This is a genomic window from Variovorax sp. OV084 (assembly GCF_900111625.1).
Taxonomy (GTDB): Bacteria; Pseudomonadota; Gammaproteobacteria; order Burkholderiales; family Burkholderiaceae_C; genus Variovorax.
In genome coordinates this window covers 25,113-49,100 of record NZ_FOII01000015.1, presented here as the reverse complement: position 1 = coordinate 49,100, position 23,988 = coordinate 25,113, and the positions used below count along the sequence as shown (strand labels likewise).

Sequence of the window (23,988 nt, the reverse complement as noted above, 5' to 3'; positions counted from 1 at the left end):
TGCTCATGCGGATGCCGTGTCGTACGGCGCAGTCGGCTTCTCTCCGGCCAGCACCTGCAGCAGGTTCGTCGTGGCGAGCTCGGCCATGGCGTGTCGCGTCTCGTGGGTGGCCGAGCCGATGTGCGGCAGCGGCGTCACGCGCTGGTGCGTACGCAGCGGCGAATCGGCCGGCAGCGGCTCTTTCGCGAACACGTCGAGGCCGGCGGCGCGCAGTGTGCCGTGGTCGAGTGCGTAGAGCAGCGCGTCTTCGTTCACGGTGGCGCCACGGCCACCGTTGATGAAGGCTGCACCAGGCTTCATGCGCGCGAAGAAGGCGGCGTCGATCATGCCGCGCGTCGCGTCGGTCAGCGGCAGCATCGCGAGCACGATGTCGGCGCGCGCGAGCAGGTCGTCCAGCGGCGTGTGCGTGGCGCGGCCTTGCAATTCGGGCGCCTGCGTTGCCAGGTCGACCGGGCGGCGTGCGTGATACAGCACCGGCATGCCGAAGCCCAGCGCACCACGGCGCGCCACGGCCTGCCCGATGCGGCCGAAACCCAGGATGCCCAGCGTCTTGCCATGCACGTCGGTGCCGAAGAGCTCTTCGCCGATGTTCTTCGTCCAGCGGCCTTCGCGCACCAGCGTCGACAGTTCGACCACGCGGCGCTGCGTGGCCATGAGGATCGCGAACACCGTGTCGGCCACCGTTTCGGTGAGCACGTCGGGCGTGTGGCACAGCACGATGCCGCGCTTGTGCAGCTCGGCCAGCGGATAGTTGTCGACACCGACCGACACGCTCGAAATCACCTGGAGCTGCGGCGCCCCGTCGAGCAGCGCGGCATCGACCGTATGGCTCGACCCGATCAGCCCGTTCGCGCTGCGCAGCGCGGCGGCAAAGGCCTCGGGTTCCTTGCGCGGATCGGCCACGACCACGTGGTGCACGGCTTGCAGGCGCGCCAGCTGGTCTTCGGGCAACGGCCGGAAGACGAGCACGTTCTTCTTCGACACATTCGTCATGGTGTTCAGAGCCCCGCTTCTTCGAGTTGCGCCCGCGTCGGCAGGCCTTCGGTGTCGCCCAGCACCTGCACTGCACGCGCGCCGATCCATGCGCCGCGGCGCACTGCCTCGGGCACGCTCTTGCCTTCGAGCAGCGCGCTCACCACGCCGGCCGCGAAGCCGTCGCCCGCGCCCACGGTGTCGATCACTTCCTTCACCGGGAAGCCATCGACACGGCCGGTGCCGGCCACATCGCTGTCGTAGTAGGCGCCCTCGGCGCCGAGCTTGACGACCACCAGCTTCGCGCCGCGATCGCGATAGAACTTCGCCACGTCTTCGGGCTTGTCATGGCCGGTGAGCAGCAGCCCCTCTTCGATGCCGGGCAGCACCCAGTCGGCGCGCGAAGCGAGTTCGTTGACCCAGTGGCGCATGGTCTCGGTGGACGACCACAGCGTGGGGCGCAGGTTGGTGTCGAACGAGATGGTGCGGCCGGCGGCGCGCATCACGTCCATGGTCTTGAGCGCGGCCTGCAGGCTGGTGTCGGAGATGGCGGCGAACACGCCGGTGGCGTGCAGGTGACGCGCCGAACGCAACCATGCTTCGTCGACGTCGGCCGGGCCCATGTGGCTCGCGGCCGAGCCCTTGCGGTGGTATTCGATCGGCGGGTCGCTGCCGTCGGTGACACGGCCCTTGAACTGGAAGCCGGTGCGCTGCGTTGCGTCGGTGATCACGTGCGAGCAGTCGATGCCTTCGGCGCGCATCGCGGCCAGCAGCGCGCGGCCCATCGAATCGGTGCCGAGCCGGCTGGCCCAGCCCACCTTGAGCCCCAGGCGCGAGAGGCCGATGGCCACGTTGGTCTCGGCGCCGGCAGTGCGCTTGTGGAACGCCTCTGCGTTTTCCAGCGGGCCGGGCCGGTCGGCCACGAGCAGCAGCATGGCTTCGCCGAAGAGTGCGACGTCGAAGGCGGTTGGTTCTGTCATGTGTTTGTTCCTACGCCCGCGCGGCGCGGATGAAGTCGATCTGCGCGCGGGTAACGGCCAGCAGGTCGTCACCCACGAGCGGGTATTCGATGGCGTGCGGCACGTCGGCCGGCAGCGCGCGCAGCACCGAGCGCCATGGCGCGACGGAGTCACCCAGCGGCACCGCCACCCATTTGTGCGGCAGGCGCTGCGCGCCCTTGCAATGCACGTAGCGCACGCGGTGGCCGAGCGCCTGCGCCGCCTGCAGCGGGCACTCGCCGAGCCAGTGCCAGTTGCCCATGTCGAAGGTCATGCCCAGCGACACACCGGCGCGGTCGGCCACGTCGAAGAAGGTCTGCAGCGCGGGCAGCGTGCCGGCGCGCACGGTCTGGTCGTTCTCGATGAGCAGCTCGACGCGGGTTTCCGCGAGCTCCACCTTCAGGCCCCAGAGCGAGCCATGCGAGGAAGCCTGGAAGTCGCCGATGGACATCTTCAGCCGCTTCGCGCCCACGCGCGTGGCGGCAGCGATGCCGCGCTTGAGCGCTGCACTGTCGAGCCAGCCGCCCTGAGCCCACAAGCCCTCGGGGCTGGAATACACGGAGGCCAGCCCGCTCAATGCGGGCAGCTCGGCATCGGCGTCGCGCAACATCTCGCCGCGCACTTCGACCGAATCGGCGCCCGCCGTGCGTGCCAGCTGCGAACACCAGAGCTGGCCATGCCGCCCCACCTCGGCCGCGCCGAAGGACGACAGAGAAATCAGAACGGAGAAGGACATTCAGTGGGCTTGGTGGGAGCTGAGAATCTGGCCGAGGAACTGGCGCGTGCGCTCGTCCTTGGGGTTGCCGAAGAATTCTTCGGGCGGCGCCTGCTCGACGATCTTGCCTTCGGCCATGAAGATCACGCGGTCGGCCACGCTGCGGGCAAAGCCCATTTCGTGCGTCACGCACAGCATGGTCATGCCGTCTTCGGCGAGGCCAATCATCGTGTCGAGCACTTCCTTGACCATCTCGGGGTCGAGCGCCGAGGTGGGCTCGTCGAACAGCATGATCTTGGGCGTCATGCACAGCGCGCGCGCAATCGCCACACGCTGCTGCTGGCCGCCCGAGAGCTGGCTGGGGTACTTGCCAGCCTGCTCCGGAATGCGCACGCGCGTGAGGTACTTCATGGCCACCTCTTCGGCTTGCGCCTTCGTCATGCCGCGCGAACGCATCGGCGCGAGCGTGCAGTTCTCGAGGATGGTGAGGTGCGGGAACAGGTTGAACTGCTGGAACACCATGCCGACCTCGGCACGCACCGCGTCGATGTTCTTGCCGCCGGCCGTGAGGTCGATGCCGTCGACCACGATGCGGCCCTTCTGCACCGTCTCGAGCCGGTTGATGCAGCGGATGAGCGTGGACTTGCCCGAGCCCGAGGGCCCGCAGATCACGATGCGCTCGCCCTGGCGCACCGACAGGTCGATGCCAGTCAACACCTGGAATTCACCGTACCACTTGTTGACCGCTTCCATGCGGATGATCGATTCCGTCGTCATGCCAGGATTCCTTCAGCCTCGGGGGTTGCTTATTGCATTTTGGGCAGGTCGGCCTGCAGCCACTTCTGATACAGCTTGTTGAGCTCGCCGTTGGCGGTGTTCTTCTGCACGAATTCGTTCACCGCCTTGTGCAGCTCTTCCTGGCCCGGGCGCATCGCGATGCCCATCGACTGCTGCACCAGCGTGAACTTGTTTTCGAAGGTGTTGGCGGGTACGCGCTTGGCGATCTGCGCTGCCACGGTCACCGAGCAGCCGATGGCATCGACCTGGCCCGAGATCAGCGCCTGCATGGCAGAAGCGTCGTCGTCGAAGCGGCGGATTTCAGTGCCTTCCGGCGCGGCCTTGGTCACGGCCACGTCTTGCGTCGAAGCGCGAGCCACGCCCACGCGCAGGCCCTTCAGGTCGCCTGCCGCCTTGATGGAGGTCTTGGTCGCACCGTACAGCACGATGGTGGCGGCTGCGTAGGGCTGCGAGAACTGCACCTGCTTCGCGCGCTCGGGCGTGACGGCCAGCGAAGCCACCAGCAGGTCGACCTTGTTGGTCAGCAGGAAGGGAATGCGGTTCGGGCCCGTCACCGGCACGATGTTGGCCTTGACGCCCCAGTCCTTGGCCAGCAGCTTGGCCACGTCGGCGTCGTAGCCGTCGGGCTGGTTCTTCGCGTCGGTCGTGCCGTAGGGCGGAAAGTCGACCAGCATGCCGATGGTGATCTCGCCCTTCTTCTTGATGTCGGCCACGGTTTGCGCCGAGGCGAAGGGTGCGAACACGGTGAGGGCGGCGCCGAGGCCGAGGGCTGCGAGCGCTGCGCGGCGGGAGGTGATGACGGTCATTGGATGTGTCTCCTGAATAAGGGAAGGAAGCGACGAGAAAGAAAAAGAACAACGGAAAGGGTCAGCGCGCGAGAGCGCGGGCGCGGCGGCGCTCCATGCGCGCGGCCAGCAATGAAAGCGGCCAGCAGATCGCAAAGTAGATGGCTGCCACCACCGAGAACACGATGAGCGGCTGGAAGGTGGCGTTGTTGACGATCTGCCCCGCACGCGTGACCTCGACAAAACCGATGATGGCCGCGAGCGAGGTGCCCTTGATGATCTGCACCACGTAGCCCACCGTGGGCGCCAGCGCGATCTTGAAGGCCTGCGGCAGCACCACGTCGCGCATGCGCGAGCTGTACTTCAGGCTCAGCGCCTCTGCTGCTTCCCACTGTCCGCGCGGAATGGCCTCGATGCAGCCGCGCCAGATCTCGCCGAGGAAGGCCGCGCTGTTCAGGATGAGCGCAACGCCGGCGGCAACCCACGGGTTGATGTCCAGCCCCAGCACCGGCGCGCCGAAGAACACCAGGAACAGCTGCAGCAGCAGCGGCGTGCCCTGGAAGATCTGGATGAAGGTGGTCGATACGGCCCGCGCCCACGTCGATTCAGACGTGCGCATCAGCGCAATGATGAGCCCCAGGATCGCGCCGCCCACAAAGGCGATGGCCGACAGCGCCAGCGTCCACTTGGCCGCTTCGAGGATGAAAAGGAATTCGGGGAAGCCGAAGGTGCGCATGTTGATGTCTCCGTCCGTCGCCTCTTACCGGCGGTCCGGGTAGTTGAGCGTGCGCTTGTAGATCAGCTTGAACATGGCCGAGAAGGCCAGTGCCAGCGCGAGATAGATGGCGGCCACGACGATGTAGATCTCAAAGCTGCGGAAGGTCTGTGACTGCAGGTTGGCGGCCACCGAGGTCAGGTCGTCGGCCGAGATGACCGACACCACGGCCGAGCTCAGCATCAGCAGGATGAACTGGCTCGTGAGCGCCGGGTAGATGGCCTTCAGCGCGGGCTTGATGATGACGAAGCGGAAGATTTCCCAAGGCTTGAGGTTCAGCGCCCTGCCCGCCTCGATCTGCCCCTTGGGAATCGACTCGATGCCCGCGCGGATGATTTCCGTGGCGTAGGCGCCCAGGTTCACCACCATGGCCACCAGCGCGGCCGTCTGCGGCGACCAGCGCAACCCGATGGCCGGCAGCGCGAAGAAGAAAAAGAACAGCTGCACGAGGAACGGCGTGTTGCGGATCACCTCGATGTAGGCGTTGACCAGAAAGCGCAGCCAGCCCGGCCCCGAGGTCTTGCCCCAGGCACAGAAGATGGCCACCACCAGGCCCAGCACCGTGGCAATGAGCGAGAGCTGGACCGTGATCCACGTGCCCTTGAGCAGCAGCGGCCAGGCGGCAAAGACGGCGTCGAATTGAAACTGGTAGTTCATGGTGGGCGGACCCGAATGCGCGCCGGGTGGGCGCGTACGTGCCCCGAAAGCAAGGCTTGCAGCTTATATGAAACCGGTTTCAGGCTCATATAGGGATTCCCCTAGGTGGTCGTTTTGTCTCACCTTCTGCCTACACTGAAGTCCATGCTGAACCCACCCGCGGCCACCATGCCCACAGAGGCACATACGCCCCTCACGGGCGCCCCCACCGTGCAGCATTTCCGCCAGGCCCTTCTCTGGCCCTTGCGGCTGATGCCTGCGCCGCACGCCAGCCCCGCGCACCATCACGGGCCCTGGCACGTGCTGCGCGAGATGGGCGACGCCTCGCCATGGCGCGAAGAGGTCGACGAATACACCGGCGACAGCAGCCGCTTTCACGAGCGGCACTACAACGAGTTCGTGAGCTTCCTGCCGTACGTGCAGCGCTTCCTGTACGGCGAAGGCCGCTCGCGTGGCGATGGCATGGGCGGCGACGGCGATTCGCCGATGCGCATCTTCCGCCGCCACGACATTGCGGCCGTGCGCCTGGTGGCGCAGCCAGGCGACGCGCCGGTCACGCTCGATGTGATCCATTGCGACCTGTACTTCTTCTTCGACATCGACGTGGTGCTGCTCAACCTCGAAGTCGGTGCGAACAACCTGAGCCTTGCGCAGGCGCAAGACATCCTCTACCGCTTCGGCCGCGCCTACCCTTCAGGCTGGGAGCCCGACGGCTCGGCGCTGCACTGCATGGCCAGCGTCGAATGGCTGGCCGCCGACGGCCATGTGCTCGCGAGCTCCGACGCGCAGCAGCGCGAGGCCTTTCTCTCGCACGTGGCGCAGCACCGCGCGCCGCGCATCTCCGCCCATTGGGCCTACCTGATGCAGCCGCTGGTGAGCGACCATTCGGAAGACCCTGGCGTGCTGCGCTACCGGCAGATCGAGTACTACCGCATGCCGGTCATGGCCTACCTGTCGCTGGACGACCCGCGCCGCCTCACTCGCGACGACTTCGTGCGGCTCGCGCTGGTCACCGGCGCAGGCGCCACCGACGCCCACCTGCCCTACGCGGAACATCACCTAGCGGACTTCGAGCACAAGTACTGCTACGACCGCTTCTGGGTGAACGCGGGCGCAGCGCCCAACACGCGCTACCTCTGCAACGGCCATGCGCTCATCGTGGTGGGCGACGCGAACTCCGAATTCTTCTGCTGCCGCGACCGCGGCGTGCTCGCGCAGTTCAGGCATCAGCACTTCCTGCTGTTCCTCATTGCGCATTTCCAGAAGGCCTCGCTGCTGATGTTCTCCGACCAGTTGGTGGAGGCGCTCAAGCGGCTGGACATCCGCAGCACGCCGAGCGTGAAGCAGTTCAAGCGCGCCATCCGCGCGAGCTTCGAGCGCTTCCTGCGCTTCACGCACCGCTACTGGTTCCACGAAATTTCAGAGCAGGCGCAGGTGCGCGCGCTCTCGCACATGTGCGCCACGCACCTCGGGCTCGACCCGCTCTACGACGAAGTCAAGGCACGCATCGCCGACATGAACACGTACCTCGACGCCGACAGCCTGCGCAGGCAGGCCAGCACTGTCGTGCGGCTCACGGTGGTCACGCTGTTCGGCCTCATCGGCACCATCACCACCGGCTTCCTCGGCATGAACCTGCTGGCCGAGGCCGACGCGCCGCTGTGGCGCAAGGCAGTGTGGTTCGGCGTGGTGTTCGTCGCGACGACGTGGCTGACGATCTACACGATGGTGAAGTCGCAGCGGCTGTCGGATTTCATCGATGCGCTGTCGAACGACCGGCTGGGATTCAGGGGCAAGATGGCCGCACTGGCGCGGGTGTGGCGGCCTGGGGCGGATTGACCGGCGCTTGCCCCGAGCCACTCATCGATCAGGTTCGCAGACTTGCTTGCTCAAAGCGTCGCGCAAGGAGCCGATCGTGCTGTCCGCAGCGTCGATCCGCCGTTGCAGCTCCTCATTGACCAGGCGGAACAGTGCGCCGAATTCGGATCGGGTTGGATAGATCTCCTCGCGCTCATTCACCTGCATCGGAACGACGAGCTTTTCGAGGCATACGTAGGCGCTGTGCACTTGGCGAATGCCCTCGACGTCGTCGCCTGCTTGCAGGGCAACCGACTCGGCATTTGAATGGGGATGAACCGACTTCGGCGTTGAGGCGGTATCGGTTTTCGGCGCGTGCTTGAGCACGCGGGCAGACTTGGTCACGGGCGACCTCCAGAGGTTGCGATTTGCAAAAACCGCCGCTCTCGCTGTCAAACGAGGGCGGCAGCTCGGACGGGTTGACAGACCGGGCAACCTCTTGCGAGAAACCGGCAGGGCGCGAGCCCTCCCATCCGAGCCGCCAAAACTGGGGCGCGAACGAAAAAGCCGCAGGTCCTGCGGGGAAGCTGCGGCTCACGTCGCAGAGATTGCTTCAGGCTGTCAAACCCGATCACGCCTCATTCGGCGTGACGGGCGCAGTATAGCCACGCAGTTCGCCCGCGGCCGAGTGCTACCAGGCGCGAAGCCTTTCATTGGCAGCTGAAACTCTCGGCCTTCTCGATATCGCCCGTGCCCTTGTAGCGCGCAACCTTCGGGTAGGCGCAGAGCGGCCGGCTGCGGGTGGGCGACCAGCCGGAAGGCACGTCCGCATTCACGCCGCCCGCGTTGCCCGTACCGCGCGCCGAGGCGACGACCGAATCGGCGGCCTCGCCCTTCTCCACCCAATTGACGAGCGGTGCGAGCATGTCGAACTGATCGGTGGTCGGGCCGCCGGCGCAGTGGTTCATTCCGGGCACCCGATAGAAGCGTGCGAAGTTGGATGCATCGCCGCCGTTGGCCGCCGTCAGCTGGTCATACCAGTGCTGCGTATCGTCGCTCGAGAAGATGGGGTCGCTCGTTCCATGGTAGGCCATGACCTTGGCGCCGCGCTTCTTCAAGCGACTCAGATCCGTAGGGTTCGGCGGCGTCATGAACGAAAGCGAGTTCTCGGTGTAGAGCCCGTCGGTCGACGTGATCTTCGAGAGGATCGAATCGATGTTGGCCGTGAGCGTGAAATTGGGACCATTGAAGCCGGTCGGGTTCTCGGGCGGCACCTGCCAGACGAAGGCGACCGCGCCCGAGTCGAGGTTCAATGAATTCGAGAACTTCCACGATGACCAGCCGGTCGTGTTCAGGCCCGCATCGAAGGGAAAGCTCGCGTAGATCTTCTTTCCACTGCCGTCGAGCGCACCCGCGAAGAGTTGCGCAATGCGAAGCTTCTGGTCGGCCGAGAGGCATGTGCCATCGCGCGAGCCGCTGCAGGTGGGAACGTCGCGGTCGAGCGAGAAAGCCGCCTGGCATGCGCCGGTGTCCTGGACGATGCCGTCGATCGTGCCATCGAGGGCGTCGCACTTGGCGAGGACTGCATTGGAGACCAAGGTACGTTCGGCCAGCGTGAAACCCGTGCCCGGATCGCCCGGGGTGGTTGCCAGGGCGTTGTAGTTCTGGGCGCCGACGATGTTTGCGGAGGCCGCAAGGGGAAGCCGGAAGCCGGGGTCGCCCACCAGGAAGCCGTCGTAGTCGTCCGCATAGCGTGACATGGCAACCATCGTGTGGCGCCCGCCGTTGGAGCAGCCGCCGATATAGGAGCGGTCGGGGCCCTTTCCATAAGCCGACGCGATCAACGCCTTCGCCATCGGCGTGAGCTTGCCGACAGCCTGGTAGCCGTAGTCGAGGCGAGCCTGTGGATCGATGCCGAAGAACGGCGTGGGCGCCTGGTGCCCCGCGTCGGAGCTGATCACCGCGAAGCCCTTGTTCAGGGCGTTGTCCAGAACGCCGCCTCCGCCCACCGGCCCGGTGGCTGTGCCGACGCTGCCGTCGAGCCCCCCGTTGGCCTGATAGAAATACCGCCCGTTCCAGTTCACCGGTAAGCGCATCTCGAAGCCGATCGCATAGCTCTGGCCGTCGACCGGGCTTGTGCGCTGATACATCGATCCGCGCACCTGGCAATGCGCTCCCACCGGCTTGCCGGCGACGCTCAGGGTGCCGGCGGCAATCGCATTGGCTGCAGTGATCGTCGTGTTGGCAAAGGTGAAGCCGGCAAGCGAGGCGCAATCGATGAGCGCCGCGCCGGTGGCCGCGCCGAGCACCGGCAGTGTCTCGACAGGCGGCAGCGGATTGTCCGGAGGAGTCACGGGATTGCCGTTGCCGGCCGGCGGGGCGCTCGTCGACGTGCCGGTCGTCGGGAACGAGCCGACGAAGCCGCCACCACTATTTCCTCCGCCGCAGGCGGTCAGCAATGACGCGACAAAGATCAGGGATGCGGGGGTCTTCAAGAATGTCTCCTTCGACGCCTGGATGCAGCGCCTATAGTTAATCTACTTAACTATCAAAGATAACCAGTTATGGTTTTCCATTAAGCAGTTTGCACTCCAACGACGGTCCCCTGAGCCAGTTAGATCAGGCAGTGAATCACTTGGAGGCAGAACGACAATGCCCGGAATGCCCAAGAACAGAAGCAATCCGGTAGATGCCACACCAGCCGGCCGGCTGGTCGAAGCGTCCCTGCATCACGTGCTCGGCTATCAGCTCGCGCAGGCGACGATCGTCACCGACGCAGTGTTCGCCGAGCGAGTAGGCACACCTTTCGACCTTCGCCCCGTCGAGTTCACGGTGCTGTGCCTGATTCACGAAAATCCCGACGTGTCGGCCGCCCGCCTGGCAAAGGCACTCGCGGTCACGGCGCCCAACATCGCGGCATGGCTCGAACGGCTCGAGAGGCGAGAGTTGATCAAGCGCGCCCCGCATGCAACGGATCGCAGGGCCCAGTACCTTCGAACCACCCCGACCGGCGCAACGCTTGCCAGCAGCGCTACACGGTCGGTGATCGAAGGCGAGCAGCATGTGCTCGGCAACCTCTCCAAGGGCGAGCAGTTGATCTTGATCGAGCTCCTGCACAAGGTTGCCGTGTCACGCAGGGTGTGAGCATTCAGGCATCCATTCGATGCAGGCTCTTTCGCCTGCGGGCGCACGCCCGTGCCGCGCGCGGTTCGTGCAGGCTGCGTTCAGTCGCCGAAGGCGACTTCCGCGCTGGTCACGGCGCGGATCGGCACGCCGAAGCTCGTGATGTCCGACAGCGTGGCGTTGTGATGCTCGCGGATCTTCGCGCCCGTGGCGTGCGGCTTGTCGTGCGAAGTGTGCGCATCGGCCGCGAGCACCACGTGGTAGCCGAGGGCGGCAGCGCGGCGCACTGTCGTGTCGACGCAGAACTCCGACGAATAGCCGCAGACCACCACGCGCTTCACGCCGTGCCCGGAGAGCCAGGCTTCCAGCGGCGTGCGAAGGAAGGAGTCGGGCGTGGTCTTGCGGATGCGCGCGTCGCGCGAGTCGGTGTTGAGCGCGCCGGCGAGCTGCCAGCGCTCGGAGTCGAATTCGAGGTCGACCGCATTCTCGTGCTGGATGAAGGCCACCGGCACGCCGGCCGCGCGGGCGCGTTCGGTGAGCGCGTTGATGCGCTGCATCACCTCGTGGGCCTGATGGGGACGCGGCGGATCGTCGCAAAGGCCACGCTGGACGTCGATGACGAGAACGGCAGTTTTCATGGGTCCGGAATCGGCGGGTTCTTGACCGGCGCGATTGTGCCCCACGCTGCCTGACCTGCGCCCTACTGCCAGGCGCTCACCTCCAGCCGCACCTTGCCGCTGATGCCGGGCGCGGCCGGTGCAGCGCCAAGGCTGGACAGCGGCACCACGAACTGCAGCTTGCCGCCGGCCAGCTGCTTCGGGCTCATCGGCAGCGAAGCCCGCCCTGCCGTGTCGGTCTGCCAGCCGTACTTGACGTTCCAGTTCTGCGCCGGGTCGTCGGCCTGGGGCGGCGCGATCTCGATGATCAGCGTGTCGCGGAACAGCGAGCTGCCCTCGTAGTGGCCGTCGAGCCAGAACTTGTTGTTGACCTGGTAGTCGGGCACGCGCACGCCCAGCGTCATGGCATAGGCAAGCGTCGGGCGGTCCTGCTTCACGCGGGCCTTGTTGGCGAGGAACACGGTCGAGAGGTAGATGGAGCGGCGGTCGGCCTTGGCCGGGTCGGTCAGTTCCTTGTGCGTGCGGCAGGCGGGCGAGTCTTCCTCGGCCACGCGCCGGCTCAGGTACCAGCGCTTGCCGCGCGGCGCGGCGAGCAACTCGACCTGGTAGAGCGCATCGACGTCGGCACCGGCAGGCAGGTCGGGCGGCAAGGTGACGCCGTCTATGTCGAACCACAGGTCGACCCGCACGTCGCCGAACAGGAAGCGCGTGAGGTTCTGGTAAGCCTCCTCGGAATTGACGATGCCGAAGAAGCCGGAGTGCGACCGGTAGGTGAAGGCGGTGGCCACCGGCTGCGTCTTGCCTGCGGCATCGGTGGACCAGAGCGAGGCGTTCTCGATGCGCACGAGCCCGTCGCTGCCGTGGCCCGCGAACATGCGCGACAGGCCCTTGGCGCTTTCGTAGTCGCCGCGATTGGTGCCGACCATGCAGAAGAAGCGCTCGGCCGGAAAGGCCGTGGCCGGCAGGTAGTCCATGCGGCCGTTGATCGGCTGCGTGGCCAGGAACTCGGACATCTTCTCGCGGTTGAAGGTGTTCATCTCGTTCACCGTGAGCCAGGCCGGCACGTTGATGCCGCCCATGTCGATGCCGTTGTGCGGCGTGGCATAGGTGAACACCTTGTCGACGCAGGCACGCGCGGCCGCATCACCGAGTGCGGCGTTCTGCAGGAAGGCCCGCACCACCAGGCCGCCCATCGAATGCGCGACGAGGTAGCAGCGGAAGTCGGCGGGCGAGTAGCCCGGCCCCTCGCGCAGCGCCACGAGCTCGCGCACGCGCAATATCAGCTGGCTCAGGCCCTGCGCATACACCTTGACGTCCTTGGCCTGGCCGTCGCCCAGCAACTCGGAGCCCGAGTCGTAGTAGCGGTAGATGATGACCGAGGCCGAGGGGATGCCGTCGACGTCCCTGCCGTTCTCGTCCGGCGAGGGCTTCCAGTCGGGGTCGAGGATGTCCAGGCCGTTCTGGTAGACGCTCTGGTACTGGAAGTCGGCCAGCAGGCGCACCATGGGCGATTCGAAAACAAACTTCTGCGCCGGCGCTTCCTTCTTGACGGTGGCGCGATACACCGTGGAGCCGATGTTGAAGCCGCAGAACGGATCGGCCGCGGTTTCGTCCCGCTCGGACTCGGTCATGGCGTAGCCGCGCACGTAGATGATGGGATAGCGATTGCTGCTCATGGAATCTGCCGCCTCGTCGAAAGTCGATGAAGCTTTCCAGTGTGCCGAACCTGGCAGGGGCCCGCCATACGGCTCATGGCATAGGAAGGCCGGGGGACATTCGCGCAGGGGAGACCGATATACCCCCGCGCCCCAAATGTTTCTACCGCTGAAACCATTGAAACGTTCGCCGTGGCTACTCTCGCGCCATCCTGCAAACAAAGATCCAGAGGGCTTTCTCATGGCTGACGATTCGGGCTCCCAGGGCTCCTACCTGCCCCAACTGCTGCGCCGGGGCACAGTGCTGGCCGCGGCCGGCTGCGCCCTCGTCGCGGGCTGCAGTGCCGCCGGCAGCGGCGAGACGCGCTATGACAGCTCGCCGCAATTCAAGGACGGCGGCTTCCACAACATGGCCAACCCCGACCTGCCCGCCCAAGCCAGCGCATGGCGCATCTGGTCGCGTTTCATCGTGGGCAGCAAGGTCGACACCGTGCCGGTCGATGCAATTCCGGTGAAGGCGCTGGACCGCGGTGCGCTCGATTCGCTCGACGTCAAAGCCAACCACGTGGTGCGCCTCGGCCATTCGTCGCATCTGCTGAAGCTGCGCGGCAAGTATTGGCTGATCGACCCCGTGTTCAGCGAACGCGCGTCACCCGTGCAATGGGCCGGGCCGAAGCGCTTTCACCAGCCGCCGATCACGCTCGAACAACTGCCACCCATCGAAGGCGTGATCCTCTCGCATGACCACTACGACCACCTCGACGTGGCAACCATCGAATACCTATCGAAGAGCGTGCAGCGCTACTTCGTGCCGCTGGGCGTGCGTGCGCGGCTGATAGTGATGGGCGTGCCGGCCGAGCGCGTGACAGAGCTCGACTGGTGGCAAGGCGGCGAACACGACGGCGTGAAGCTCACCGCCACGCCCGCACAGCACTTCTCAGGCCGCACGCTGAACGACCGCGACCGTACGCTGTGGGCCTCATGGGTGGTGCAAAGCGGCGACCAGCGCCTCTTCTACAGCGGCGACTCGGGCTACTTCCCGGGCTTCAAGCAGATCGGCGAGCGCTTCGGCGGCTTCGACATCGCGCTGATGGAAAACGGCGCCTACGACACCATGTGGCCCGCCGTGCACATGACGCCCGAGCAGAGCGTGCAGGCCTTCGAAGACCTGCGCGGCAAGGTGTTCTTCTCGGTGCACAACAGCACCTTCGACCTGGCGTTCCACACCTGGCATGACCCGCTGGACCGCATCGCGGATCTGGCGGAGGCGAAGAAGATCGAGCTGGCGACGCCGGTGATCGGCGAAGTGGTGACGGTGGGACAGGCGCGGACCAACACGCGGTGGTGGCAAGGGTTGCGCTAGTCGCAACGCGAGGCGCTGGGCTCCTCGATACGTGAAACCTCGCCGTTTCCGGCCAGAACAATCCTGCGCAACTGAATGGTGCAGCGAGGCGCCGATGCAGGCCAGAGAAAAATCGCTTCGTACTGTTCGCCGCTGCGAGGGACGAAGCGAACGGTTCCCACGCAATTCGACCACACGGTGCTGCCGCCAGCCAGCAGCACCACTTCAACGTCCGCCGGAATGATCCGCTCAGAGCTCATGAAGTCGGTACTCAGACGGGGCGCCATGCCTACCCTCCTGGACTCCGATCGCTCGTTGAAGAGCACGCCGCCCTTGGGCCCCTCCCTGCGGCAACTCTCGCGCACCGCGAAGGAGTAAGAGATCACCCGGGCCGACGCATTCTGGACAACACGCAGCCTTGCAGTCCTGTCGCCCGTCGCGTCCTTGTATTCGACGCTCGCACACCCCGACAACACAGCCGCTGCGCCTGCGAACGCGATATAGCGAACGCAACCGAGCAGTCCCTCAGCTACTGCCATAACGCTCTCTCCTCCTGCTGTTCGACTCCAAGCGCAAGCGGCCATGTTTACTCGCCGCGCTCCTTGCGCTCCCGCGCGCGCCGCACCTGGCGCGTCTCGTTGGCCTGCGACGCAATGCGGTTCTTCTCGCGCTTCTTCGCCGCCCGCTTCTCGCGCATGCGACGGCCCAGCACATAACTGCCAAGGCCCGTGACCACGGCAATGAAGATCCCGATGACGCTGATGTCGATGCCGCCCATCACAGCACCCGCACGATGCTCGTCGGCTTGAAGCCCAGGTCGGCCGCCTTGCCCTTGCGCGCGCGGGTGCCGCGCGCGTTGTTGAGGGTGCGGATTTCCAGCGTTTCTTCGCGCTCCTTGGCGCCGCGGCCGATGCCTTCGATCTTCACGCTGCGCGTGTAGGCAGCGGCTCCGGCCAGGGTGTCCTTGGCCTCGAGGTCGATCAGCGTGAGGCCACGGCCGCCCTTCGGCAGGCTCTTGAGCTCGGTGATGTCGAAGGTCAGGATGCGGCCGCCGGTCGAGGCGCAGGCCACATGCGTGGCCTGGAGCATCGGCTCGGCGCCGCTAGCGCCACCCACCAGCGACGGACGGCACAGCTGCTCGCCCTCGCCCACGTCGATGAAGGCCTTGCCGCCGCGCTGGCGCGACATCATGTTCTCGACCGTGGCGATGAAGCCGTAGCCGCCGGTGTTGGCCAGCAGCACGCTGGCGCCCACCGGGCCCGCGAAGAAATGCGTGACGTGCGTGCCCGCATCGAGCTCGATGAGCGTGGTGACGGGCTGGCCGTCGCCGCGCGCGCCGGGCAGCGAGGCCACGGGCACCGTATAGACGCGCACGGACTTGTCCTTGGCGCTACCGAAGACCAGCAGCGTGTCGACGCTGCGGCACTCGAAGGCGCCGTAGAGCGCGTCGCCCGACTTGAAGCTGTATTCGGGCGTTGCGCCCTTTTCTCCATTCGCACCGTTGCCCGCGGCCTTCTCGCTGGCCCAGCCCTTCTGTGCACGAACCCAGCCCTTCTGCGACACGATGACGGTGACGGGCTCGTCAACCACTCTCACTTCGGCCACTGCGCGCTTCTCGGCCTGGATCAGCGTGCGGCGCGCGTCTTCAAAAGACTTGGCGTCGGACTCGATTTCCTTCACCAGCAGGCGGCGCAGCGCGGCCGGGCTGCCGAGGATGTCCTCGAGCTTCTTCTGGTCCTCGCGCAGTTCCTTGAGCTGCTGCTCGATCTTGATGGCTTCGAGCCGCGCAAGCTGGCGCAGCCGGATTTCGAGGATGTCCTCCGCCTGCACTTCGCTGAGATTGAAGCGCGCGATGAGCGCCGCCTTCGGGTCTTCCGCCGCGCGGATGATCGCGATCACCTCGTCGATGTTCAGCAGTACCAGCTGCCGGCCTTCCAGGATGTGGATGCGGTCCATCACCTTGCTGAGCCGGAACCGCGAACGCTTCTCGACGGTGATCTCGCGGAACGCGATCCACTCGTTGAGCATCTGGCGCAGCGACTTCTGCGTGGGCTTGCCATCGATGCCGACCATCGTGAGATTGATGGGCGACGAGGTTTCGAGCGAGGTCTGCGCGAGCAGCGTGGTGATGAAGTCGTCCTGGCTGATGCGCGAGGTCTTGGGCTCGAACACCAAGCGCACGGCGGCGTCCTTGCTGGACTCGTCGCGCACCACGTCGAGCACCGACAGCATCGCGGCCTTCAACTGGGTCTGCTCGGCGGAGAGCGCCTTCTTGCCGGTCTTGACCTTCGGGTTGGTGATTTCCTCGATTTCCTCGAGCACCTTCTGCGTGCTGACGCCCGGCGGCAGCTCGTTGACCACCAATTGCCATTGCCCGCGCGCCAGGTCCTCGATCTTCCAGCGCGCTCGCACCTTGAGCGAGCCGCGGCCGGTGCGATAGGCGTCGGCGATGTCGCTCGCGCTGCTGATGATCTGCGCGCCACCCGGGTAGTCGGGGCCGGGCACGATGGCGAAGAGCTCTTCTTCGCTGAGCTTGCCGTTCGACTTGATCAGCGCCACGCAGGCGTCGGCGATCTCGCGCAGGTTGTGGCTCGGGATTTCGGTGGCCAGGCCCACGGCAATGCCGCTCGCGCCGTTGAGCAGCGTGAACGGCAGCCGCGCGGGCAGCAGGCGCGGCTCCTCGGTGCTGCCGTCGTAGTTGGGAATGAAGTCGACCGTGCCTTCGTCGATCTCGTCGAGCAGCAGGCTGGTGATGCGCGCCAGGCGAGCTTCGGTGTAGCGCATGGCCGCGGCACCGTCGCCGTCGCGGCTGCCGAAGTTGCCCTGGCCATCGACCAGCGGATAGCGCTGCGAAAAATCCTGCGCCATGCGCACCAGCGCGTCGTACGCGGCCTGGTCGCTGTGCGGATGGAAGCGGCCGAGCACGTCGCCGACCACGCGCGCGCTCTTCACGGGCTTGGCGCCCACAGTGCCGTTGGTGCCGCCGAAGCCCAGGCCCATGCGCGACATCGAGTACAGGATGCGGCGCTGCACCGGCTTCTGGCCATCGGACACATCGGGCAGCGCGCGGCCCTTGACCACGCTGAGCGCGTATTCGAGGTAGGCAGTCTGGGCGTAGTCAGCGAGGGTCAGGGTCGTGTCGCCGTCGGTAGGACCCTGGAGATCGAGCGGAGGTTGGGAATCCATGAAAGAGAAGGTGAGAAAAACAGTTGCTGCGGGCCGTGCGCGAGGGTAGTCGCGATCAGCCCAGTGTGAATGCCTCGTGCACCGCGGACTGCACGGCGCCGCCGAGCACCGCGCCGCCGCCCGCGACGTAGATCCAGTCGCCGATGACGGCCGCGCCCACGGCGTGGCGCGGCGTGGCCATGGGAGCGTGGCGTTGCCAGGTGTCGTCCACGGGGTTGTAGCTTTCCATCTGGCCGAACACCTTGGCCTGGCGCGGTACGCCGCTGACGAGAATGCCGCCCTCCCCGCCCATGGCGAAGAAGCGGCCTCGATATACCACGAGGCCATGGCCCGAGCGCGCGGTAGGCAGCGGCGAGCGCAGCTCCCAGGTGTCGCGTGCGGGCAGGTAGACGTGGTGCAGGTCGGTGTTGTATTCGAAGGTGTTGAAGCGCCCGCCGATCACGTGGATCTGGCCGCCGTTCGACACGCAGCCGACGTGGTCGCGTGCGCCGGGCAGCGGCTTGGCGGTTGACCAGCGATCGGCCTTGGGGTCGTAGACCTCGTGCCAGCTGACGCTCGCGCGTTCGGCAGCAGGCTCCGAGGCTCCGCCGATCAGGTGAAGCGCGCCGTCGAGCATTACCGCAGCCGCCGCGCCGCGCGGTCGCGGCAGCGGCGCGATGGCAGTCCAGCGGTTGGCGGCGATATCGTAGACGTAGGCGTTCGTGTCGGAGCGGCGGTTCTGCTCGACGAAACCGCCGAGCGCATAGACGCGGCCACCCTCGGCCGTCACCGCGACATGGTTGGCGCCGCGCGGCAGGGGCGCGCCGTCGAGCCAGCGGTCGGCCTTCGGGTCGTAGATGTGGTGGTAGTCGCGGTTGACTTTGCCCTCGCCATATCCGCCGACCACATGCATGCGCCCCATCGCGGCGGTGGCCCAGGCCATCTCGCTGCGCGGAATCGGCAAGGCCGCGCGCGGCTCCCAGCGGCCTTGCGGGCCGGGCGGCGCGGTGCTCTCGGTGAAGCGCTGCGCCTCCTGGTCGGGCGTCATGTGGTGCGGCACGCCGCCCTGCAGCTTGGCATAGGGCTCGGTGGACGAAGGCGCCGTCGGCAGCGTGTCGTGCGTGGCCGGATGCTGTGCACGCACGGTGCCTGCCACCATGCCGGCAGCGGTCGCGAGAACGAAGCTTCGACGGTGCATGCCGGACTTCTTCATCAGGACAGCGGTGCGCCGGGCACATCGGCCGCGCCGGTCGGCACCGCCGAAGGCTCGGGAATGTCCGGCATGGTCGGCATGTTGCGCGGCGCGTCGGACGGCATGTTGCCGCGGCCGATGGCCCCGCCCTGCGGCACCGTCAGTTCCATGCGGATGCGGCCCGGCGTCTTGCCACCACGCACGGCACCACCGCCACTACCGCCCGTCGCCACGGACGGCTTCAGGTACGCATACAGCTGCAGCACGGTCTGCACGTAGTTCTGCGTTTCCTTGTAGTTCGGGATCTTGTTTCCCGCGCGCTGCACCGCCCCCTCGCCCGCGTTGTAGGCGGCCAGCGCCAGCTCGATCTGGCCCGGGAACATCGCGATCAGGTCGCCGAGGTAGCGCGAGCCGGCAGCGATGTTGATGCGCGGGTCGAACAGCTTTTTCTCGATGGTGTTGCGCTTGTCCGCCGACACGCCGTAGCGCTGAGCCGTCGCAGGCATCAGTTGCATGAGGCCCATGGCACCCTTGGGCGAGACGGCCTGCGCGTCGAAGCCCGACTCGGTCGCGATGAGCGCCTGCAGCAGTTCGTAGTCGATCGAATGCTTGTTCGATGCGTCGCGCAGCGCCGTCTTGGCGGTCTTGTAGCCGGGCGATGCCTCGAACATGGCGAGCAGGCTCTGCGAGGCAGGCGACACCTTGCCGTCGAGCTTGCGGCCACCACGGCCCAGCGGAGAAATGCCTTGTGCCGTGTCGAAGCTCTGGCCGCCGCGAAAGAAGATCTGGTAGCGCTCGTCGATCTTTTCGGAAGCGAAGTGCGCGATGCCCTTGCTGTCGATGTAGCCGTAGATGTCAGCGGCGTGCGCGCCCTGCAGCGACAGCACAAGGCCTGCACACAGCATGAAGGGGCGAAACCAGCGTGTCATGGCAATGCGTGTCCTGTCGTCAGAACCACCAGCCGTAGCGCTTGCGGCGCTCGGCGTGAACCGCAGCGTCGTCGCTCATGCCGCGCACACGCCCGAAGCCCTTCAGACCGGCCCAAATCAGCACGCCGCCAACCGACACGGCGAGGACAACGGCTGGCACCTGCCCGGGCTGGATACCCTCGACGAACATTGACGCGGCAATCAGGAGGCAGACGAACGCACCGCCCCAGCAGACGAGCCGGCGCATCCACAGCCAGCCAGTGGCGACGGTCCGCTCCGCCAGGCTGGGCTGGGCGTTGTCGTTGACCGCCTCGTCCCACCAGCCCGCCCAGAGGAACACGAACACGAAGAACACGAACAGCCCGGAAAAGAACAGGTCCGGCGGTGCGATGGCCGGATGGGCGCGCGCCAGCATGGCAATCGCGCCTGCAACGCAAGCCCCTGCCAGCGAACCGCAAATGATCTTGTGCCCGTTCATGCCCTGTCGTGAGGAATATTCCGGTCGGAATCAGACGTCGATGTCGACATCGTCGGCGCGCAACTCCATGAGTTCGCGCCGGGCTGCCGCTTCGCCCTTGCCCATGAGCTTGGTGATCTCGCCCTGGGTGGACGTGAAGTCGAACCGGCCCAATTGGACCTGCATCAGGCGCCGGGTGTCAGGATTGAGCGTGGTTTCCCACAATTGTTCCGCGCTCATTTCGCCCAGGCCCTTGAAGCGGCTGATGCTCCAGGCGCCTTCGCGCACGCCATCTTTACGCAATTTGTCGAGCGTGGCGGTCAGTTCGCCCTCGTCCAGCGCATAGACCTTGGAGGCCGGCTTCTTGCCACGCGCGGGCGCATCGACCCGGAACAATGGCGGCTTTGCGACATACACGTGGCCAGCTTCGATGAGTTTCGGGAAGTGACGGAAGAACAGCGTGAGCAGCAGCACCTGGATGTGCGAGCCGTCCACGTCGGCATCGCTCAGGATGCAGACCTTGCCGTAGCGCAGGCCGCTCATGTCGGGCGTGTCGTTGGGGCCGTGCGGATCGACCCCCACGGCCACCGAGATGTCGTGGATTTCGGTGTTGGCGAACAGCCGGTCGCGCTCCACTTCCCAGGTGTTGAGCACCTTGCCGCGCAACGGCAGGATGGCCTGGCTTTCCTTGTCGCGGCCCATTTTGGCGCTGCCGCCGGCGGAATCGCCCTCGACCAGGAAGACTTCGTTGTGGCTGATGTCCTTGCTCTCGCAATCAGTGAGCTTGCCGGGCAGCACGGCCACGCCGGAGCCCTTGCGCTTCTCGACCTTCTGGCCGGCGCGCTGGCGCGTCTGCGCGGCCTTGATGGCCAACTCAGCCAGCTTCTTGCCGTAGTCGACATGCTGGTTGAGCCACAGCTCGAGCGCGGGACGCACGAAGCTCGACACCAGGCGCACGGCATCGCGCGAGTTCAGGCGTTCCTTGATCTGGCCCTGGAACTGCGGATCGAGCACCTTGGCGCTCAGCACGTACGAAGCGCGCGCAAACACGTCTTCGGGCAGCAGCTTCACGCCCTTGGGCAGCAGCGAGTGCAGTTCGATGAAGCCCTTCACCGCGGTGAAGAGGCCGTCGCGCAGGCCGCTTTCGTGCGTGCCGCCGGCGCTGGTGGGAATCAGGTTGACGTAGCTCTCGCGCACTGGCTGGCCGTCTTCGGTGAAGGCCACGCACCAGTCGGCGCCCTCGCCTTCGGCGAAGTTGTCGGCGTTCTTGTCGGCATGGCCGCTGCCTTCGAACAGCGGGATGACGGGGTCGCCGTTGAGCGTCTGCATCAGGTAGTCGCTCAGGCCGCCCTTGTAGAGCCACTGCTGCGTTTCCTTGGTCTTCTCGTTCGTGAGCGTGACGCTCACGCCTGGCATCAGCACGGCCTTGCTGCGCAGCAGGTGCGTGAGCTCGCCCATGGGCAGCACGGCGGTTTCGAAGTACTTGGCGTCGGGCCAGGCGCGCACGGTGGTGCCCTGCTTGCGCTCGCCCGCTTCGAGCTTGCGGATTTCGAGCGCCTCGATCACGTCGCCGGCACTGAAGGCCAGCTTGGCGGCTGAGCCTTCCCGGTGCGAGGTGACTTCGAGCCGCTTCGACAGCGCATTGGTCACCGACACGCCCACTCCGTGCAGGCCGCCCGAGAAGCTGTAGGCGCCGCCCGAGCCCTTGTCGAACTTGCCGCCCGCGTGCAGCCGGGTGTACACGAGTTCGATCACGGGGGCCTTTTCTTCAGGGTGCAGGCCGAAGGGAATGCCTCGGCCGTCGTCTTCGACGCTGACCGAGCCGTCGGTGTGCAGGGTGACCTTGATCTTCTTGCCGTAGCCCGCGAGCGCCTCGTCGGCGGCGTTGTCGAGCACTTCCTGGATGATGTGCAGCGGGTTGTCGGTGCGGGTGTACATGCCCGGGCGCTGCTTGACGGGCTCGAGGCCCTTGAGCACGCGGATGGAGCCTTCCGAATAGCCGGAGGATGCGGACGGTGAATTGGGGGGAGTCTTGGGGGGAGTCGCCATGGGGGCGGATTGTAGTCAGTCGCCGCCAAATGACTGGATACCCATACAGGAGCCTCCGGCCGCAGCCAGAGGGTTGCATGATGGCCGGGCCTACTTGTCGATGATGACCTGACCGGTGTAAGCCAGCGAGGCAAGTTCGGGCCTGGCCTTTTCAGCCGGCTCCATGTCCAGAACGATGCTCCCGGTCACCAGGCCGAACGACGGCGACATGCGCACGTATTTCGTTTCGCCGGCTTCGAGGGAAATGCCGAGCGTCTTCCTCAGGTCGCTCATGGTCGCAGCCTGGTAGGTGCCGGCGGGACGGTCGACATAAAAGAAGCCACCGGACTTCGAAGCTCCCACCACCACCTTGTCGAGGCGAATGAGAGGCTGCAATGCCGAGCCGTAGGGGGTTGCAGCGCGGAAGAAAAAGATGCGGCCTTCGCCGGGCTTCACCTTGGGAATGGTGCCGGACATGTCCTGATATTTGGTGCCGGTAACGGCGCAGCCCGCAATCGTGATCGTCATCACCGTGAGTACGGCAAGCTTCAGGGCGGTTCTTCTCATTGTTTGAATTCCTCGTGAGGAAAAAGCACTGCGGATGAATGTAACGAATTGCAAACACGGATTTACGAGGCCCGCGTCAGCTTGATGCGCCGATTGCATCAAAGCCGCCCCGATAAATCATCAATGGCTTTGGCCGCCGTGCCACCTGCCAAAGCAGGCGAATCGTTACATTCGAAGTCATGCAATCCTCCGCCGCCCCCGCTCTCTCGGTCAAGCAAGTCCTGTTCTGCGGGGCGATGATCGTCACGCTCTCGATGGGCATCCGCCACGGCTTCGGGCTCTGGCTGCAGCCGATCACGCAGGCGCAGGACTGGAGCCGGCAGACCTTCTCGTTCGCGCTGGCCATCCAGAACCTCTCGTGGGGCATCTTCGGCGTGTTCGCGGGCATGCTGGCCGACAGGTTCGGCGCGTTCCGGGTGTTGATCGGCGGCTCTGTGTTCTATGCGCTGGGGCTGTTCGGCATGGCGCACTCGCCGACGCCGCTGCTCTTCACACTGAGTGCGGGCGTGCTGATCGGCGCGGCGCAGGCAGGTTCGACCTATGCGGTGATCTACGGTGTGATCGGACGGCAGATTCCGGCCGAGCGGCGATCGTGGGCCATGGGCGTGGCGGCGGCGGCCGGCTCGTTCGGCCAATTCCTGATGGCGCCCATCGAGGGGCGGCTGATCGGCCACCTGGGCTGGCAGACAGCGCTGGCCGTTGTGGCTGTGCTGGTGCTGGTGATCATCCCGCTGGCCTTCGGCCTGCGCGAACCGAAGACGGCAGCGCTGGCCGGGCACCGCGAACAGTCGGTGCTGCAGGCGGTGGGCGAAGCCTTCCGCTACCCGAGCTTCGGGCTGCTGATGGCGGGCTACTTCGTCTGCGGCTTCCAGCTGGCGTTCATCGGCATCCACATGCCGACCTACCTGCGCGACCGCGCGCTGCCGGCCGAGGTGGCTGGCTACGCGCTGGCGCTGATCGGGCTGTTCAACGTGTTCGGCACGTATACGGTGGGGCTGCTGGGGCAGAAGCTGGCCAAGCGCAAGATCCTCGCGGCGATCTACTTCGCGCGGGCCGTGTCGATCGCGCTGTTCCTGCTGGCGCCAATCTCGCCGCTCAGCGTGTATGTGTTCTCGGCGGCAATGGGCTTCCTGTGGCTGTCGACCGTGCCCGCGACCAATGCGATCGTGGCGGGCATCTTCGGCGTGGCGCATCTGTCGATGCTCAGCGGCTTCGTGTTCCTGAGCCACCAGGTCGGCTCGTTCCTGGGCGTGTGGCTGGGCGGCTACCTGTACGACACCACCGGTAGCTATGACATCGTCTGGTACATCGCGATCGCGCTGGGCGTGTTCGCGGCGCTGATCAACCTGCCGGTGAAGGAAAGCGCCATTGCGCGCTCGTCGCCCCAGCCGGCCGGTGTCGCAGGCTGATCTGATT

23 protein-coding genes are annotated in these 23,988 nt (G+C 66.1%); 4 read left to right on the top strand and 19 right to left on the bottom strand.

Annotated features, from left to right (window positions below; genetic code table 11):
- Positions 1-3 precede the first annotated feature (3 nt).
- From BMW87_RS26955 to BMW87_RS26925, 7 genes are all read right to left on the bottom strand, one after another.
- Entirely contained in the window at positions 4-993 is a 990-nt protein-coding gene (locus BMW87_RS26955) for a 2-hydroxyacid dehydrogenase (RefSeq protein ID WP_093080092.1), read from the bottom strand.
- Positions 994-998: 5 nt separating this feature from the next.
- A complete protein-coding gene (locus tag BMW87_RS26950) occupies positions 999-1,952 on the bottom strand; it encodes a sugar kinase (RefSeq protein ID WP_093080089.1) in 954 nt (317 codons plus the stop codon).
- A gap of 10 nt (positions 1,953-1,962) precedes the next feature.
- Positions 1,963-2,706 (bottom strand): sugar phosphate isomerase/epimerase family protein, encoded by a 744-nt coding sequence (locus BMW87_RS26945; protein WP_093080086.1) that lies wholly within the window; start codon positions 2,704-2,706, stop codon positions 1,963-1,965.
- Positions 2,707-3,462, bottom strand: a complete 756-nt coding sequence (locus BMW87_RS26940; protein WP_093050863.1) for an amino acid ABC transporter ATP-binding protein — start codon at positions 3,460-3,462, stop codon at positions 2,707-2,709.
- A 29-nt stretch (positions 3,463-3,491) separates the two neighbouring features.
- Positions 3,492-4,289, bottom strand: a complete 798-nt coding sequence (locus BMW87_RS26935; protein ID WP_093050866.1) for a transporter substrate-binding domain-containing protein — start codon at positions 4,287-4,289, stop codon at positions 3,492-3,494.
- 61 nt (positions 4,290-4,350) lie between these two features.
- On the bottom strand, positions 4,351-5,004 hold the full coding sequence (locus BMW87_RS26930; protein WP_093050869.1) for an amino acid ABC transporter permease: 654 nt from the start codon (positions 5,002-5,004) through the stop codon (positions 4,351-4,353).
- 24 nt (positions 5,005-5,028) lie between these two features.
- Positions 5,029-5,700 (bottom strand): amino acid ABC transporter permease, encoded by a 672-nt coding sequence (locus BMW87_RS26925; protein ID WP_093050872.1) that lies wholly within the window; start codon positions 5,698-5,700, stop codon positions 5,029-5,031.
- A gap of 144 nt (positions 5,701-5,844) precedes the next feature.
- Here BMW87_RS26925 and BMW87_RS26920 point away from each other — a divergent pair, with 144 nt between their 5' ends.
- Positions 5,845-7,539 (top strand): magnesium transporter CorA family protein, encoded by a 1,695-nt coding sequence (locus BMW87_RS26920; RefSeq protein WP_256216929.1) that lies wholly within the window; start codon positions 5,845-5,847, stop codon positions 7,537-7,539.
- Positions 7,540-7,560: 21 nt separating this feature from the next.
- Here BMW87_RS26920 and BMW87_RS35575 read toward each other — a convergent pair whose 3' ends face one another.
- Positions 7,561-7,902: a hypothetical protein gene (locus tag BMW87_RS35575; protein WP_256216928.1), complete on the bottom strand. Its 342-nt coding sequence runs from the start codon at positions 7,900-7,902 to the stop codon at positions 7,561-7,563.
- Positions 7,903-8,207: 305 nt separating this feature from the next.
- Positions 8,208-9,851: a tannase/feruloyl esterase family alpha/beta hydrolase gene (locus tag BMW87_RS26910; RefSeq protein WP_256216934.1), complete on the bottom strand. Its 1,644-nt coding sequence runs from the start codon at positions 9,849-9,851 to the stop codon at positions 8,208-8,210.
- Positions 9,852-10,158: 307 nt separating this feature from the next.
- On the opposite strand from BMW87_RS26910, the gene BMW87_RS26905 reads away from it, so the two are divergent.
- A complete protein-coding gene (locus tag BMW87_RS26905; protein ID WP_177192849.1) occupies positions 10,159-10,641 on the top strand; it encodes a MarR family winged helix-turn-helix transcriptional regulator in 483 nt (160 codons plus the stop codon).
- A gap of 80 nt (positions 10,642-10,721) precedes the next feature.
- On the opposite strand, the gene BMW87_RS26900 is transcribed toward BMW87_RS26905, so the two are convergent.
- On the bottom strand, positions 10,722-11,258 hold the full coding sequence (locus tag BMW87_RS26900; RefSeq protein ID WP_093080084.1) for a cysteine hydrolase family protein: 537 nt from the start codon (positions 11,256-11,258) through the stop codon (positions 10,722-10,724).
- Between the two features lie 62 nt (positions 11,259-11,320).
- Positions 11,321-12,913 (bottom strand): esterase/lipase family protein, encoded by a 1,593-nt coding sequence (locus tag BMW87_RS26895; RefSeq protein WP_093080081.1) that lies wholly within the window; start codon positions 12,911-12,913, stop codon positions 11,321-11,323.
- Positions 12,914-13,133: 220 nt separating this feature from the next.
- On the opposite strand from BMW87_RS26895, the gene BMW87_RS26890 reads away from it, so the two are divergent.
- The gene (locus tag BMW87_RS26890) at positions 13,134-14,255 is read left to right on the top strand and encodes an MBL fold metallo-hydrolase (protein WP_093050883.1); all 1,122 of its coding nucleotides are present in this window, start codon (positions 13,134-13,136) and stop codon (positions 14,253-14,255) included.
- On the opposite strand, the gene BMW87_RS26885 is transcribed toward BMW87_RS26890, so the two are convergent.
- The 8 genes from BMW87_RS26885 to BMW87_RS26850 all read right to left on the bottom strand — a co-directional run bounded on the left by BMW87_RS26885 (position 14,252) and on the right by BMW87_RS26850 (position 22,533).
- Positions 14,252-14,773 (bottom strand): hypothetical protein, encoded by a 522-nt coding sequence (locus BMW87_RS26885; protein ID WP_093080078.1) that lies wholly within the window; start codon positions 14,771-14,773, stop codon positions 14,252-14,254. The two genes, BMW87_RS26890 and BMW87_RS26885, sit on opposite strands and share 4 nt — an antisense overlap.
- A gap of 47 nt (positions 14,774-14,820) precedes the next feature.
- Positions 14,821-15,012 (bottom strand): hypothetical protein, encoded by a 192-nt coding sequence (locus BMW87_RS26880; RefSeq protein WP_093050889.1) that lies wholly within the window; start codon positions 15,010-15,012, stop codon positions 14,821-14,823.
- Positions 15,012-17,420, bottom strand: a complete 2,409-nt coding sequence (gene parC, locus BMW87_RS26875) for a DNA topoisomerase IV subunit A (protein ID WP_093080076.1) — start codon at positions 17,418-17,420, stop codon at positions 15,012-15,014. The genes BMW87_RS26880 and parC overlap by 1 nt, the downstream gene beginning before the upstream one ends.
- A gap of 55 nt (positions 17,421-17,475) precedes the next feature.
- On the bottom strand, positions 17,476-18,597 hold the full coding sequence (locus BMW87_RS26870; RefSeq protein ID WP_093080231.1) for a Kelch repeat-containing protein: 1,122 nt from the start codon (positions 18,595-18,597) through the stop codon (positions 17,476-17,478).
- A gap of 14 nt (positions 18,598-18,611) precedes the next feature.
- Positions 18,612-19,520, bottom strand: coding sequence for a lytic transglycosylase domain-containing protein (locus BMW87_RS26865; RefSeq protein ID WP_093080073.1), 909 nt, complete (start codon positions 19,518-19,520; stop codon positions 18,612-18,614).
- Between the two features lie 19 nt (positions 19,521-19,539).
- Positions 19,540-19,998 carry a hypothetical protein gene (locus BMW87_RS26860; RefSeq protein WP_093050899.1) on the bottom strand — a complete coding sequence of 153 codons (459 nt, stop codon included), beginning with the start codon at positions 19,996-19,998 and terminating at the stop codon, positions 19,540-19,542.
- Between the two features lie 30 nt (positions 19,999-20,028).
- Positions 20,029-22,026 carry a DNA topoisomerase IV subunit B gene (locus BMW87_RS26855; RefSeq protein ID WP_093050902.1) on the bottom strand — a complete coding sequence of 666 codons (1,998 nt, stop codon included), beginning with the start codon at positions 22,024-22,026 and terminating at the stop codon, positions 20,029-20,031.
- Positions 22,027-22,116: 90 nt separating this feature from the next.
- Positions 22,117-22,533: a DUF2846 domain-containing protein gene (locus tag BMW87_RS26850; RefSeq protein WP_256216927.1), complete on the bottom strand. Its 417-nt coding sequence runs from the start codon at positions 22,531-22,533 to the stop codon at positions 22,117-22,119.
- Between the two features lie 218 nt (positions 22,534-22,751).
- Here BMW87_RS26850 and BMW87_RS26845 point away from each other — a divergent pair, with 218 nt between their 5' ends.
- Positions 22,752-23,981 carry an MFS transporter gene (locus tag BMW87_RS26845; RefSeq protein ID WP_093080067.1) on the top strand — a complete coding sequence of 410 codons (1,230 nt, stop codon included), beginning with the start codon at positions 22,752-22,754 and terminating at the stop codon, positions 23,979-23,981.
- Positions 23,982-23,988 lie beyond the last annotated feature (7 nt).